This is a genomic window from Natrinema sp. H-ect1, assembly GCF_041821105.1.
In the GTDB taxonomy this organism is placed as follows: domain Archaea; phylum Halobacteriota; class Halobacteria; order Halobacteriales; family Natrialbaceae; genus Natrinema; species Natrinema thermotolerans.
This window is the reverse complement of sequence record NZ_JBGUBA010000001.1, coordinates 537,707-551,628: the sequence shown is the minus strand read 5'-3', so window position 1 is coordinate 551,628 and position 13,922 is coordinate 537,707. Positions and strand designations below refer to the sequence as shown.

The 13,922-nt window shown below is 66.1% G+C and carries 9 protein-coding genes; 5 read left to right on the top strand and 4 right to left on the bottom strand.

Annotated elements, in window-relative coordinates:
• Positions 1 to 140: 140 nt before the first annotated feature.
• Positions 141 to 1,337 (bottom strand): M24 family metallopeptidase, encoded by a 1,197-nt coding sequence (locus ACERIM_RS02815; protein ID WP_373631133.1) that lies wholly within the window; start codon positions 1,335 to 1,337, stop codon positions 141 to 143.
• Between the two features lie 99 nt (positions 1,338 to 1,436).
• Here ACERIM_RS02815 and ACERIM_RS02810 point away from each other — a divergent pair, with 99 nt between their 5' ends.
• From ACERIM_RS02810 to ACERIM_RS02800, 3 genes are all read left to right on the top strand, one after another.
• A complete protein-coding gene (locus tag ACERIM_RS02810; RefSeq protein WP_373631132.1) occupies positions 1,437 to 2,585 on the top strand; it encodes an outer membrane lipoprotein carrier protein LolA in 1,149 nt (382 codons plus the stop codon).
• A gap of 40 nt (positions 2,586 to 2,625) precedes the next feature.
• On the top strand, positions 2,626 to 3,921 hold the full coding sequence (aroA, locus tag ACERIM_RS02805; protein ID WP_373631130.1) for a 3-phosphoshikimate 1-carboxyvinyltransferase: 1,296 nt from the start codon (positions 2,626 to 2,628) through the stop codon (positions 3,919 to 3,921).
• A gap of 85 nt (positions 3,922 to 4,006) precedes the next feature.
• Positions 4,007 to 5,149 (top strand): thiolase family protein, encoded by a 1,143-nt coding sequence (locus tag ACERIM_RS02800; protein WP_006181130.1) that lies wholly within the window; start codon positions 4,007 to 4,009, stop codon positions 5,147 to 5,149.
• 480 nt (positions 5,150 to 5,629) lie between these two features.
• Here ACERIM_RS02800 and ACERIM_RS02795 read toward each other — a convergent pair whose 3' ends face one another.
• A complete protein-coding gene (locus ACERIM_RS02795; RefSeq protein ID WP_006649317.1) occupies positions 5,630 to 6,205 on the bottom strand; it encodes a DoxX family membrane protein in 576 nt (191 codons plus the stop codon).
• Positions 6,206 to 6,354: 149 nt separating this feature from the next.
• Positions 6,355 to 7,527 carry an MFS transporter gene (locus tag ACERIM_RS02790; RefSeq protein WP_373631127.1) on the bottom strand — a complete coding sequence of 391 codons (1,173 nt, stop codon included), beginning with the start codon at positions 7,525 to 7,527 and terminating at the stop codon, positions 6,355 to 6,357.
• 255 nt (positions 7,528 to 7,782) lie between these two features.
• Here ACERIM_RS02790 and aroC point away from each other — a divergent pair, with 255 nt between their 5' ends.
• On the top strand, positions 7,783 to 8,934 hold the full coding sequence (gene aroC / locus ACERIM_RS02785) for a chorismate synthase (RefSeq protein ID WP_373631126.1): 1,152 nt from the start codon (positions 7,783 to 7,785) through the stop codon (positions 8,932 to 8,934).
• A gap of 127 nt (positions 8,935 to 9,061) precedes the next feature.
• Here aroC and ACERIM_RS02780 read toward each other — a convergent pair whose 3' ends face one another.
• Positions 9,062 to 12,091, bottom strand: coding sequence for an MMPL family transporter (locus ACERIM_RS02780; protein WP_373631125.1), 3,030 nt, complete (start codon positions 12,089 to 12,091; stop codon positions 9,062 to 9,064).
• Positions 12,092 to 12,629: 538 nt separating this feature from the next.
• On the opposite strand from ACERIM_RS02780, the gene ACERIM_RS02775 reads away from it, so the two are divergent.
• Entirely contained in the window at positions 12,630 to 13,238 is a 609-nt protein-coding gene (locus tag ACERIM_RS02775) for a TetR/AcrR family transcriptional regulator (protein WP_006649313.1), read from the top strand.
• Positions 13,239 to 13,922 lie beyond the last annotated feature (684 nt).

Genomic DNA, 13,922 nt, shown 5'->3' with positions numbered 1-13,922 from the left:
CTCATTTTCCCGGAGAAGACGCCGTCGTACTCGCCGGTGTTCGTCGATCACTGACCGCCGGTCCCGCGCTCTCGCTCGCGACTGCTGGTCTCCGTGGTTGGTGCCGGACGGCCGGCGGACTCGCGACCGTCCGTGTGAGGTCACTCTCGAGCGTCGGTGGTCGGTTCGAGCCCGATCCGGTAGTCGGTCAGGTTCTCGTAGCCGTCCTCGGTGACGGCGACGAGATCCTCGATGCGGACGCCGCCGACCGCGGGGTCGTAGATGCCGGGCTCGATCGAGATCACGTGGCCGGGCTCGAGGTCGCCGCCGGAGGGCGAGACGCTGGGCTGTTCGTGGATGTCCAGTCCGACCCCGTGGCCGGTGCTGTGGATGAAACCGGTCTCGGTATTGGGGTCGCTTCGCAGCGTCTCGTAGCCTGCGTCCTCGATCACGTCGCAGGCCGCCGCGTGAACGTCGGCTCCGGTCACGCCGGCCGCGACCGTCTCGAGGGCGGCCTCGTAGGCCTCGTGGGTGACCTCGTAGCGTCGTCGGGCCTCCTCGCCGGGGTCGCCACGGGCGAAGGTGCGGGTCATGTCGGCGAAGTAGCCCGTCTCCTTGTCCCGCGGGAAGATGTCGATCACGATCAGCTCGTCGGCCTCGAGCGGGCCGCTGCCCCGGTCGTGAGGGTCCGCGCCGTCGGCCCCGCAGGCGACGATGGTCTCGTCTAACGCACAGCCGTGGCGTAGCAGGGTGACTTCGATCTCCTCCGTGACCCGTTCGCTGGTCAGGGGTTCGCCGTCGTGGACGAGCGTGCCGTCCGCGATATCGGCGGTGGCGATCAGTTCCTCGGCCCGCGCCATCGCGGCCTCGTTCGCCCGCTGGCTCGCCCGGATCCGCTCGACTTCCCACTCGGTCTTGGTCGCGCGGATATCAGTGACGATCCCTTCCGGTTCGACGGTCACCGCGAACCCCTGGTCGCGCAGGCCGTCGGCGGTCCCCGTCGGGAAGGTCCGCGGGACCGCGAGCGCGTCGACGCCGTGGTCCTCGAGGAAGGCCGCGAGCGTCCGCAGTTTGCCCTCGTACTGGCCGTGTTCGGCCACCAGCCGCTGATAGTCGTAGGCGGCGCGGCGGCTGACCGAGTCCGCGCCGGCCTCGGCGGCGGCGCGTCCGTACTCGAGGCCGGAGACGAGCAGGTGGACGCCATCGGCGGTAACGAGCGTCTGGTAGGGATCCGGTGCGGTAAAGCCCGAGACGTACCGCTGGTCCGCATCCGATGCGTCGTCGTCTATCAGGTAGCCGTCGGCTCCTTCGGCGGCGAGATACTCGCGCAGCGGGGCGAGGTTCACGTCGACGTTCATATTCGGATCGATGACAGCTGGCCACATAATCCCGCGGATCGAGGTTGGATAACGTTTCGAACCCGCAAACTTATGACTAAACGTGGCAATCCCCCGCGTATGAACCGGCGTCGGATTTTGGCGGCAGGAACCGGGGTTGTACTCGCCGGCTGTATCAGCTATCCGAGCAGCGACGAGTCCCCCTCCGGCGCGGAGATCGTTCGGGACGCGGTCGACGCGCGTCGCCACATGACGGCGCTCCGAGCTCGTCGGTCAGTGACGATCGAAACGCCGGCCGAAACCGATACGCGGACGGAACGGATCGCCCGCGAGCCACCGGCCAAACAGCGCATCGAAGTCCTCGAGTCGACCGACGACGACGTGCCCGTCGGCTCGGTCAGCGTGACGAACCGGGCGCAGACGTGGGAGTACAACCCGTCGACGGGGATCGTCGAACTCCAGTTCCACGGGACTAAGACCGACACGGATCGGACGCTGCGGGTACTCGAGGCCCTGCTCGAGGAGTATCGGCTCGGCTACGCCGGGACGGAACCGGTCGACGGGCGGGAGGCACACGTCATCGAGACGCGGCCGCCGCTCGAGGACGAGGGGACCGCCATCGACCTCGTCGTCGGGGACACGACCTACAGCGTTCCGGTGAGCGCCGCCAAACTCGGGAAGTTGGACGTTTCCCGGACGATCTGGATCGACGACGAGACACGGTACCCGATCAAGGAACGAAACGCGGTCAGCGACGACGGCGAGACGCTGTACGCGCAGACGGTCACGTACGAGGAGTTCGCGATCGACGACGGCATCGACCCGGAGACGTTTACTTACCAACCCCCGGCCGACGCAGAGGTCGTCAGCGACGGCTCGAAACCGGCGGGGATCTTCCGCTCCCGCGACGCGGCCGCGGACACCGTTCCCTACGATCTACCCGATCCCGATCTCCCGGGGTCGTACGTACTGGACCGGATCACGGTCGTCGAGCGAAAGGAACGGTACGGCGGCGTGACGACGACGCTGTGGTACGACGATCCGAACGTCGTCGCCCGGGAACTCTTCGTCGTCGTCCGCGAGGAGGGGCGGTTCGATCCGTCGCTCGATAGCCTCGAGCGAACCGAGGTCGACGGGCAGACGACGTACTTCCGGGACGGCGGCGTCAAGAGCTTCTTCTGGGACTGCGAGGACGTGAGCTACGAAGTCTCGAGTCTGGTCACGGACGACCCACTGCGCGAAATTACGGCGTCGATCGGCTGTTCGTGAGATCGGTATCGGTAAGACGGGGCCACGCCACAGGGTGACCATGAACGTCACCATCTCCCCCTCGAGCGTCGCCGGCACGGCGCGGGCACCGCCCTCGAAGAGCTACACCCACCGGGCGATCCTCGCGGCGGGCTACGCCGACGGCGCGACCGTCCGCGACGCGCTCTGGAGTGCCGACACGCGAGCGACGGCCCGCGCGGTCGGCCTGTTCGGCGGCGACGTCGACCGCGGCGACGACGGCCGTCTCGAGATCGACGGTTTCGACGGCCGGCCCGACGTGCCGGCCGACGTCGTCGACTGTGCGAACAGCGGGACGACGATGCGACTCGTCACCGCGGCCGCGGCGCTGGCCGACGGCACCACCGTCCTAACCGGCGACGAGTCGCTTCGCTCGCGGCCCCAGGGGCCACTGCTCGAGGCGCTGGCCGATCTCGGCGCGATGGCCGACAGCACTCGCGGGAACGGGCAGGCCCCGCTGGTCGTCACCGGCCCGCTGTCGGGCGGCGAGGTGTCGATCCCCGGCGACGTCTCCTCGCAGTACATCACCGCCCTGTTGATGGCCGGTGCGGTCACCGACGAAGGGATCTCGATCGACCTCGAGACGGAACTCAAGTCCGCACCCTACGTCGACATCACGCTCGAGGTCCTCGACGACTTCGGCGTCGACGCCCGCCACACCGAGGACGGCTTTGCGGTCGAGGGCGGCCAGTCCTACGCACCCACGGGCGGGGAGTACGCCGTTCCCGGCGACTTCTCGTCGATCTCGTACCCGCTGGCTGCGGGGGCGATCGCCGCCGACGGCGAGGGGATCCGCATCGAGGGCGCGCATCCCAGCGCACAGGGAGACACCGCAATCGTGGAGATCGTCGAGCGGATGGGTGCCGACGTCGACTGGGACCGCGAGTCGGGGACGATCGACGTCGCAGCCGCCCCGCTCGCCGGGATCGAGGTCGACGTCGAGGACACGCCCGACCTCCTGCCGACGATCGCGACGCTGGGGGCGGTCGCGGACGGCGACACGAAGATCACGAACGCCGAACACGTCCGCTACAAGGAGACCGACCGCGTGAGTGCGATGGCCGAGGCGTTGGGAAAGATGGGCGTCGAGACCACTGAGGAGCGCGACTCACTGACGGTCCACGGCGGGGACTCGACGCTCGAGGGTGCGACCGTTTCCGGACGCGACGATCACCGGATCATCATGGCGCTGGCGCTCGCCGGCCTCGCGGCCGACGGCGAGACCACTATCGAGGGCGCCGACCACGTCGACGTCTCGTTCCCCGGCTTCTTCGACCTGCTCGAGGAGTTAGGCGTCGCGCTCGAGCGACGGGCGTAGCCGACGCCAGCCATCGACGATTCGAGACCCACGTTATCTTCCGCCAAGGGTAGCTATTTATCCCCAGGAAAAATGATGGCATACAATGTCAGGCAATACGCCGGTAATCGTTAGCGCTGTTAGGACCGCACAGGGGAAAGAAGACGGAGCCCTCGCGGAGGTTCGGAGCGAGGACCTCTCGATTCCGCTGGTCGACGAGATGCTTGCGGAGACCGGCGTCGAGGGCGACGACGTCGACGATCTGATGTGGGGTTGTGCCCAGCAACGCTCCGAGCAGCGGACGAACATCGCGCGTCAGATCGCACTGTTCTCCGAGCTGGGCGAGTCGGTCCCGGCGACGACGGTCGACCGCCAGTGTGCCTCCTCGGCGCAGGCGATCATCAGCGCCGCGGACTCGATCGCCGCGGGCCGCCATCAGGCGGTCATCGCCGGCGGCGTCGAGAGCATGAGCCGCGTGAAGATGGGCGCGGCCGACAGCGGCGAGATGTATCCGAAACTCGACGAGGAGTACGGGATGCGGAACCTCCAGATGGGGATGACCGCCGAGAAGGTCGCCGAAAAATACGACATCAGTCGCGAGGAACAGGACGAGTACGGCGCGCGCAGCCAGCAGCGCGCGGTCGAAGCGACCGAGGCGGGCAAGTTCGACGACGAGATCGTCCCGATCGAGACCGAGGACGGCGTCCACGACGAGGACGAGGGGCTCCGTCCGGGGACGACCCCCGAGAAGCTCGCCGAACTCCCGACGGTGTTCAAGGAGGACGGCACGGTCACACCTGGCAACGCGTCCCAGATCGCCGACGGTGCGGCCGGCGTCATGCTGACCAGCCGGGAATTCGCCGACGAGAACGACCTCGAGGTCCTCGCCGAAGTCGGGACCAGCTACGTCGCTGGCGTCGACCCGACGGTCATGGGCGTCGGGCCAGTCCCCGCGACGGAGGGACTGCTCGAGCGCGCGGGCCGTGACATCGACGACTACGGGCTGGTCGAGATCAACGAGGCCTTCGCCAGCCAGACGCTGTACTCCCAGCGCGAACTGGGCATTCCGGACGATCAACTGAACGTCAACGGCGGCGCGATCGCCATCGGCCATCCGCTGGGCTGTTCCGGCGCGCGCCTGCCGGTGACGCTGGTCCACGAGATGAACCGCGAGGGCGTCGAGCGCGGTATCGCGACGGAGTGTGTCGGCTTCGGTCAGGGTGCGGCGATCGAGTTCGAACTGCCCTGAGACGAGTCGACTAGGCTTTTTGGTCCAGATTTTGCGAGCGAGGAGCGTGCGGTTTGAAGCGAACGAAGTGAGCGAGAACCGCAGAACGCGAACGGGGAGCAAAGCGACCCGTGAGCGAGCGACGAGCGAGACAAAAGGTGGTCGCGCCAGGGTGCGGCGATCGAGTTCGAACTGCCCTGAGACGAGTCGACTAGGCTTTTTGGTCCAGATTTTGCGAGCGAGGAGGGTGCGGTTCGAATCGAACGAAGTGGGCGAGAACCGCAGAACGCGAACGGGGAGCAAAGCGACCCGTGAGCGAGCGACGAGCGAGACAAAAGGTGGTCGCGCCAGGGAGCGGCGATCGAGTTCGAACTGCCCTGAGTCGCTCGAGCTGATCGTTTGCTCAAACACTGTCGCGGTGTCCCGTCCACGAGTGAGTCGTAGCCGGCTTCGAGTAGTACAATCGAGTACAGCGACAGCAGGAGAACAGCACGAAGTTGCCTATCCGAGAAGGTACTCGAGTCGGGGGTAGCGCTCGAGCAACGTCTCGCCGTCGAGATCGTAGCTTTCGATCCAGGCGTCGAGGCCGAGGATGCGGCCGGCGCCGAAGGCGGCAACGGCGAGGAACACGAGCATGTAGGCGAAGTCGCCGTTGATGACGCCGTGGGCGATGTCCCAGTTCCCGAAGTAGAACATGAGCATCATGAGCGCGCCGAAGAACGCCGCGAGGCGGACGAGCGCGCCGACGAGCAGGCCGAGGCCGATCAGGAGTTCGCCCCACGGGACGGCGACGTTCGCGAACTCGACGAACCACGGCGTCGAGCCCATCCAGGCGAAGAGGCCGGCGAGGGGGTTGCCGTTGGTCGCGGCGACGTTGGTCAGGTAGCCGCCGGCGCTGAACGGTTCGGCCGCGACGAGCTTGGTGAACCCGGAGTAGGCGAAGGCCCAGCCCATCATGAGCCGGAGCGAGAGGACGAACCAGGCCGAGAGGCTGTGGGCGCGACCGCCGACCGTGTAGCCGCCGACGGTGCTTTCGAACGTGTTGCGAGCGTCTGTAGAGATGGGGGATGCAGTCATGGTAACGGAAGAATACTTCCTACTTCCTAGACGGTCACTCGAGTATATATAGATAGATGAATACGTGCTAGCACGGATTTCCATAACGTATCCGAATTATACGCGAGGGTGCGAGACGACCCCCCGACGACCCGTCGCTGCGCTCGCGGTCAATAGCCGAGTCCGAACGCCCAGTTCACGGCCAGCGCGAGGAACGTGATCGAAAACAGCCCGCCGAGAACGACAAACGCCGCGCCCCAGCCGAACAGGTCGGCCAGCAGGCCGACGCCGACCGAGCCGGCGGAGCCGACGACGGTGTAGCACGTCCGGACGAGCCCGAAGCCGGCCCCGCGTTCGGTGTCGCCGAACTGGTCGAGAAACCGGGGATCGATCGCCGCGAAGAAACTCGAGCCCAGGCCGGCTGCGAGAACGGCGATGCCGACAGTGGCGCGGCTCCCGCCGACGACGAGGCCGAACAGGCCGACCGATCCGGCAAACAGCGACGCGCCGATCACGAGGTCGCGGCCGTACCGATCGGAGAGTTCGCCGACGGCGAACTGGCCGACGGTCCGGACGAAAAAGAAGGCCGAGAAGGCGGTTCCGGCGAGCGTCGCCGAGTAGCGGTGGTGTTCGACGAGAAACGTCGGCAGGAACGTAAGCAACCCCTGGACGATGAAGGTACCGAGCATGGCGATCGCGAGGGTAAAGGCGACCGCCGGCCGCGAGACCAGTTCGAGCAGGGTGGCGAGTTCGAACCGCTCCCGCATCGGCTGGTTCGGCCGCCGCGGTTCGGTCGGGCGGATCCGCCACGCGAAGAGGACGAAGACCGGCAGGCCGACGACGAGCGTGAGCGCGAGTGCCGGCCGCCAGCCGAACCGGACCCCGACCCACGCCGCCCCGACGGGGGCGACGAGCCCGGCCAGCGGGCCGCCGATCGAGTGGATCCCGACCGCACGGCCGAGTTCGTCGTAGGTCCGCGAGAGCAGCGTCGTCGCGACGGCGTAGTGCAGCCCCGCGACCGAGCCGAGGAGAACGGCGAAGACGACGAAGGCGGCGAAGATCGGCGAGAACGCGAGCAACACGCTCGCGATCACGGTCCCGCCGACGGCGACGAGGATCACCGGCTTCTCCCCGTAGCGGTCGCTGAGGACGCCGCTGGGAAACTGCGAGAGGCCGTAGGCGAGCCACATCCCCGTCAGCGCGAACCCGATCGCCGTGTTCGAGACGGCGAAGTCCGCGACGATGAACGGAACGACCGGACTGATCGCCATCCGGGCGAAGTACGTGACGAAGAACGCGAGCAGACAGAGGCCGAGGACCGTCGTCCGGTACTGCCAGCGCATGTACTCTACCGGCGACTTTCTCGCTGAGCTGTATAAGCGTGATTACATCGGCCCGTCGGGATCGACTCGACCGCAGTCCCGTACTGCTGTCGCGTGCTTTCGGGTACGTGTCCGGACGCTTTCATACACGAGGCCGGTCCGAAACGGAACGGCTTCGACTTCCGCAAGCTGTCGCCGACTGCCCGGGCAGCGGCGGCCCGCCGGCCGTGGCCGAACCCTGCAGGGCTAAGTGGCCCGGTCCCCGAGGACGTGGTAATGAACGGCAACCGCTTCGGTCGCCTCTTTCAGGTGACCACGTTCGGCGAGAGCCACGGGGAAGCGATGGGCTGTACCGTCTCGGGCTGTCCCGCCGGCCTCGAGCTTTCCGAGGAGGACATTCAGGCGGACCTCGACCGGCGAAAGCCGGGTCAGTCGATGATCACGACATCTCGGGGCGAGCCCGACGATGTCTCGATCAAATCGGGAATTCAGGACGGCTACACCACGGGGACGCCGATCGGGCTGGTCATCCAGAACAAGGACGCCCGCTCGGGCAAGTACGAACCCTTCATCACCGCGCCCCGTCCCTCTCATGGCGACTTCACCTACTCGGCCAAGTTCGGGACGCGCAACTGGGGCGGCGGCGGTCGCTCGTCGGCCCGCGAAACGGTCAACTGGGTCGCTGCGGGCGCAATCGCGAAGAAACTCCTCGAGCGTGAGGGGATCGAACTCAAGGCACACGTCAACCAGATCGACGACATCGAAGCGCCCGAAGTGAGCTTCGATCAGATCAAGGAACACTCGGAGGAAAACGACGTCCGCTGTGCCCACCCCGAGACCGCCGAGCGGATGCAAGAGCGGATCGAAGAGTATCAGGAGGAAGGCGATTCCATCGGCGGCAGCATCTACTTCGAGGCACAGGGCGTTCCCGTCGGGCTGGGTGCGCCGCGGTTCGACTCGCTGTCCGCGCGACTCGGCCAGGCAATGATGGCGGTGCCCGCCACGACGGCCTTCGAGTTCGGGCTCGGCCGCGAGGCCCGCGAGTGGACCGGTAAGGAGCGCAACGACGATTGGGAGTTCGGCGAGGACGGCGACCCGGTCCCAGTCGAGAACGACCACGGTGGGATTCAGGGCGGCATCTCGAGCGGCGAACCGATCTACGGCGAGGTGACGCTGCACGCGCCGACCTCGATCCCGAAGTCCCAGCAGACCGCCGACTGGGAGACCGGCGAAATAAAAGAGGAGCAGGTCATCGGCCGCCACGATCCCGTCCTCCCGCCGCGTGGGGTCCCCGTCGTCGAGGCGATGCTCGCGCTGACGCTGGTCGACTTCATGCTGCTGTCGGGCCGACTCAACCCCGACCGCGTCGACGACAGCCCGGGGGAGTACGACACCGAGTACCACCCGAGCAACCCGGAAAACGAGTAGCGCCGAAACTGGGACGGCGCCCCGCGATTCTTTTTGATCGCCTGAGTAGCAAACAGGTAGAACGGAATCGGTCCGGTCCGTGTTCCACGTCGCTCGAGCGAGGATCGAACGGCGGACCGGGACCGAGTTACTCCTCAGTTCGGTCCGGCTGATCCGCTGGCTGCCCGCCGTCGCTGGCCGTGGGTGCGGGCGAACTGTTCGGCGCGTCGAACGAAACGTCCGGCCCGAGATACCGCGTCCAGACCACGAGCAGGCTCGGGAGGACGAGGACGCTCGCGAGGAACGCGTAGACGATCGTCAGCCCCGTGATGATCCCGAACTGCTGGAGCGGCGGGAGGATGGCGAACGCGAGGACGCCGAAGCCACCGACGGTCGTCGCGGCGCTGCCGAGCAACGCGCCGCCAGTGCCGGTGACCGTCCGGGACATCGCCTCCCAGACGGAGCCGGTCCGCTCCAACTCGAGGCTGTAGCGCTCGCTCATGTGGATGCTGTAGGCGACGCCGAGCCCGACCGTGAGGCTCGTGATCATCCCCGTCATGACGTTGAACGGGATCTCGAGCAGGTACATCGTCCCGAGAATCCACGAGACGCTGAACACGACCGGCAACAGCGTCACCGCACCGAGGGTCGCACTGCCTTTCGTGAGCCGGTAGGCGATCATCAGGAAGGCGAAGACGGCCACGAGGGTGATCAGCAGGCTCTCGATGACCGTGTCCATGAGTTGGTCCTGGATGATGTCGAACAGGATCGTCTGCCCGGTCGCGGTGGCCTCGAGCCCGTTCCCGTCGATCCCGTCCGCGATGGATCGCATCTCGGTCGTGACGTCGCTCATGGCCGCGGTGCCGCTCGTCGAGATAACCAGTCGGGCGGCCTCGTAGTCACCGTCCGCGGTCCGGTGGAGGACGCCGCTCGCTTCGTCGGGGGCGACCGCGAACAGGTCGTCGTACACCTGCTCGAGGTTCCGGTCGGGGACGCGGTCACCGTCGGTATCCGCCGCGGTGAGCGTCGCGTTGAACGATTCGTTCTCGCGTGCGACCTGCTGCATCGTCCCGATCGGACTTCGGACGTCGGCCTCGCCGCTCGAGAGGGTGGCGGCGACGGAGCTGTTGGCGGCCTCGCGTTCGGCCGCCTCGAGCCGCTGTATCGTCGCCGGATCAGTAACGTTTCCCTCCACGAGAATCTGTGCCTGTGAATCCTCCCGAACGAAGTTCTCGTTGACGAACTCGAGGTTCTCCTTCATCGAGTAGTCGCCGGGCCTGAACGGCTCGGGGAGGTCGTCCGTCCACGCCGGTGGGTCCTCCGCGATGAAGTCCTCCTGACTGAAGCTGGTATCGACCTGCGTCGCGCCGTAGGCACCGCCAGCGCTCACGAGAAGCGCGAGCAGGATGACGACGATCGGGATCCGACGTGCCGCCGTCGAGCCGGTCGACAGGAGCTGGCTGAACCGCCCGCCACCGGTCCCGAACGCGCGCTTTTTCCGATCGAAGCCGCGGCTCTCGAGGAACTCGTCGAGTTCGATCTTGAGCGCCGGAATCAGGACGCCGAACACGAGCAGGGCGACCGTGATCCCGACGGCGCTGACGATGCCGAAGTCCTGAATCGGTGGCACCGGACTCGTGAGGTTCGAGAGGAAGCCGATCGCCGTCGTCGCGGTCACCAACACGAGCGCGATGCCGACGCCGGCCAGCGCGGTCCCCATCGAGCCGCGCGTGTCGTCGGCACCGTACGCGCCGCCCGCCTGCCGCTGTTCGCGGTGGCGCATGAAGATATGGATCGCGTAGTCGATCGAGAGCCCGATCAGCAGGACCGGGACCGCGATGAACATCTGGTTGAAGTCGATTCCGGTCCAGCCCATGAAGCCGAACGTCCAGAGCAAGACGGCGGCGATGCCGAACAGGCCGAGGAGGATATCGAGAAGATCGCGGTACGCGACGATCAAGGCAACGACGACGAACAGCAGCGCGAGCGGCCCGACGATCGCGAGGCTGTCGCCCATCGAATTGTCGATCTCCTCGCCCATGATGCCGCCGCCGAAGACGATGACGTCGGCACCGTCGGATTCGAACGCGTCGGTGGCGATGGACTGCATGGCCAGTTGCGCGTCGACGAGCGCGTCGGAGGCCATTCCGCCCTGGCCGCCATCACCCTCGGTCTGGTGGGTGACCAGCAGCATCGTCGCGTTCGCGCTCGTCGATCCGGCGTCGTAGCTCGTCGGCATGAAGGCCAGACCGCTCGTCCGACCGGACGAATCCTCGCTCAGGACGGCACCGAGGGCGCGCTCGTACTCGGTGGCGTTCATCGACTCGAGCGCATCGATCTGTTCGGGCAGCGTCGGTGAGGTTGCGTTCTCGAGGGCGGCTTGCTCGGCCGACAGTTCAGCGCCGAGCGACTGGAGTCGCTCGCTCTGTGACTCGAGGGCCGCACTGCGCCGGTCGAGGGCCGCGTACTCGTCTTCGAGGACGCCCTGTGTCCCGAGGCGGTACGCCGCGTCGATCCGTGACTCGTTCTCGGCGGCACGAAGGCGCTGTGCCGATTCGTTGAACGTCGCGTACTGCGTCTCGTTCAGGTCGACCGACGAGTTCTCGTCGACCGCTGCGAACTGTTCACGCGGCGACGCCGACGGATCGGCCCGAAGCGTCTCGAGCGCCCCGCGAAGCTCCACCCGTGTCGCGTTCAGCGCCGCGCTCCGTTCTGCCACGGCGGTGCGTTCCGCCTGGACGGTCGCGTTCAGTTCCTCGAACTCCGCGGCCGTCGCCTCGAGTTCGCGCTGCTGGTCGGCGGTAAGCGACGAGATCGCGACGAGGTTCGCCGCGCCGACCGTCGGCCGGTCGTCGACGAGCGTCCCGGAGACCGTCTCGTTCTCGCGGAACGATTGTTGGAGTCGGAGCGTCTCGACCATCGACTCCTGGGAGAGAACGTTGTCACCCCTGACGATCACCTGTGCCGCCGACGTGTTCTCCTGCCCGGTCGAGAAGTTCTGCTCGACGTACTCGAGTTTCTGTGCTTCTTCGGTGTCGCTCTGGAACTGATCGAGCGACGAGGACTGCTCGATCATGCCGGCCCCGGAGCCCGCGACGACCGTGAGAACGAGCATGACGGCGATTACGACCCGACTGTGTTCCGTGACGCCGTCGGCGATCCGGTCGATCCAACTCATGTGCCGTTCCTCCCTCCGCGAACCGTCGCGGCGTCAGGACGACGCGATCCCGATCGGGACCGACCGCGACCCACCGGACTCGCGGCCGCGATCGGGCGGCGGGTCCACGTCGGCCGGTCCGACAGTTGTTTCGTCGGGACACGAACGCGTGCCGGTGTCTCCGACGCGGTTCGCGACCGTCTCGATACTGCTCTCCGTTCCGGACGGGAGAACGCTCCGACGACGGCCGTCGGCCACCCGGTCTCGGGAGCCCGCCTCGATTCTTCGGTCATGTACTAACTGAATATTCAGTCAGCACTTATCTACTTTCTCCCTCTAGATCGGTCCTGCTACCGACCGTCACACGAGACTCGGACCGAATCGGCAGCGTCTGCAGTTGACCATTCAATCAATTTTTATACGTTGCAGCGGTACGTCGTACTCAGATGGAGGCTGTTACGGCAGCGGATCGGACGGCGGGCGACGCCGGGATTCGAGTCGAACCACCGGAGCGGGGCGACTGTCAGCCGCTCGTTGAGTCGGGGGGAACGCGACCGCTATGACGCAGTTTCCGCCGTTTCTCGAGGAAACAGACGACACGCGAGACGCCATTATGAGGGCGACCTACGTCGCGCTCTGTGAACACGGCTACAACGAACTGACGATCCAGCGGATCGGGGACGAGTTCTCGAAGAGCAAGTCGTTGCTGTATCACCACTACGACAGCAAGGACGACCTCCTGCTCGATTTCCTGTCGTTCATGCTGGACCAGCTCGAGGGACAGATCCCGACGTATCGCGCGGGCGGGGCCGACGACCACATCGCGGAAATCGTTGAACAAACGTTCGATCTCGGTGTCGCCGAGATGGGGACCGACTTCACCCGGGCACTCGTCGAGTTGCGTGCGCAGGCGGCCCACGACGAGGGCTACCGGGAACACTTCACGCGTAGCGATCAGTTCGTCCGCAAACACGTCGCCCACACGATTCGGTCGGGCATCGAACAGGGCGTCTTTCGGGACGTCGATCCACAGGAGACGGCGGCACTGTTTCAGCTCGTGTTCGTCGGAACGATGACCCAGCGCGTGACCAGCGACGACGACATCCTCGAGGACGGACGGAGTGCGTTCGAACGATACGTCCGCGAGTGCCTCCTCGAGGCGGAGTGAATCGCCCCGAGAACGGACTGTCGGACGAACTGGGACCGGGTCACGGACGACGGTCCCCCCGTCGCGCTGGGTCTGCGTCGCGTTTCGCAGTCGAACGTCTCAGTTAGTTACCGATCAGTTACTGACCCGAGACGTGACCCGACCGAGAGTGCGTTTCTGCGTCGGTAAAGCGGTTATCCCGGTCCACGTCGATGACGACTGTCCTGCCGACGGTGCGCTGTCTCCGATAACTAACTGTTCAATTATCGATTATCACTCGATGATGGAGCGATGTCGCCGCCTCGAGCGTGCGTTACAGAAGCGGACGGGAGACTGCTCCGTGACGACGGATCCGTTCCTCTCTCGCAACGCCGTTCGATCACTCTCTGCGGTGTCAGTTTCCCACGTTGGGGTAGCGACGATACCAGCGACGGCCGCCGGTCTACAGCTGTGTCGCCAGTAACTAACCGATTAGTAATCTTTATAAGTATGCCGGCGGATGTTTCGGTTAGCGATAGCGTCGCTTTTGGTTACATACGTATGGGTGTAAACGGAGGGGCCGGTTTCCGTTCCGATGCAGTCGCCGACACCCTGCGGTAACCTGTTCTCGAGGCCCTCGCAGCCGAATCCAACGCCGTCGATCGGTCTCTCGCCGAGCGTGTGGTGTCCCATCGGCAGTCCGGTCGGCGGTTCCGATGCGTATCG

Coding starts and splice junctions, on each gene's coding strand:
- ACERIM_RS02815 (WP_373631133.1), bottom strand. CDS start 1,337: ATGAACGTCGACGTGAACCTCGCCCCGCTGCGCGAGTATCTCGCCGCC.
- ACERIM_RS02810 (WP_373631132.1), top strand. CDS start 1,437: ATGAACCGGCGTCGGATTTTGGCGGCAGGAACCGGGGTTGTACTCGCC.
- aroA (WP_373631130.1), top strand. CDS start 2,626: ATGAACGTCACCATCTCCCCCTCGAGCGTCGCCGGCACGGCGCGGGCA.
- ACERIM_RS02800 (WP_006181130.1), top strand. CDS start 4,007: ATGTCAGGCAATACGCCGGTAATCGTTAGCGCTGTTAGGACCGCACAG.
- ACERIM_RS02795 (WP_006649317.1), bottom strand. CDS start 6,205: ATGACTGCATCCCCCATCTCTACAGACGCTCGCAACACGTTCGAAAGC.
- ACERIM_RS02790 (WP_373631127.1), bottom strand. CDS start 7,527: ATGCGCTGGCAGTACCGGACGACGGTCCTCGGCCTCTGTCTGCTCGCG.
- aroC (WP_373631126.1), top strand. CDS start 7,783: ATGAACGGCAACCGCTTCGGTCGCCTCTTTCAGGTGACCACGTTCGGC.
- ACERIM_RS02780 (WP_373631125.1), bottom strand. CDS start 12,091: ATGAGTTGGATCGACCGGATCGCCGACGGCGTCACGGAACACAGTCGG.
- ACERIM_RS02775 (WP_006649313.1), top strand. CDS start 12,630: ATGACGCAGTTTCCGCCGTTTCTCGAGGAAACAGACGACACGCGAGAC.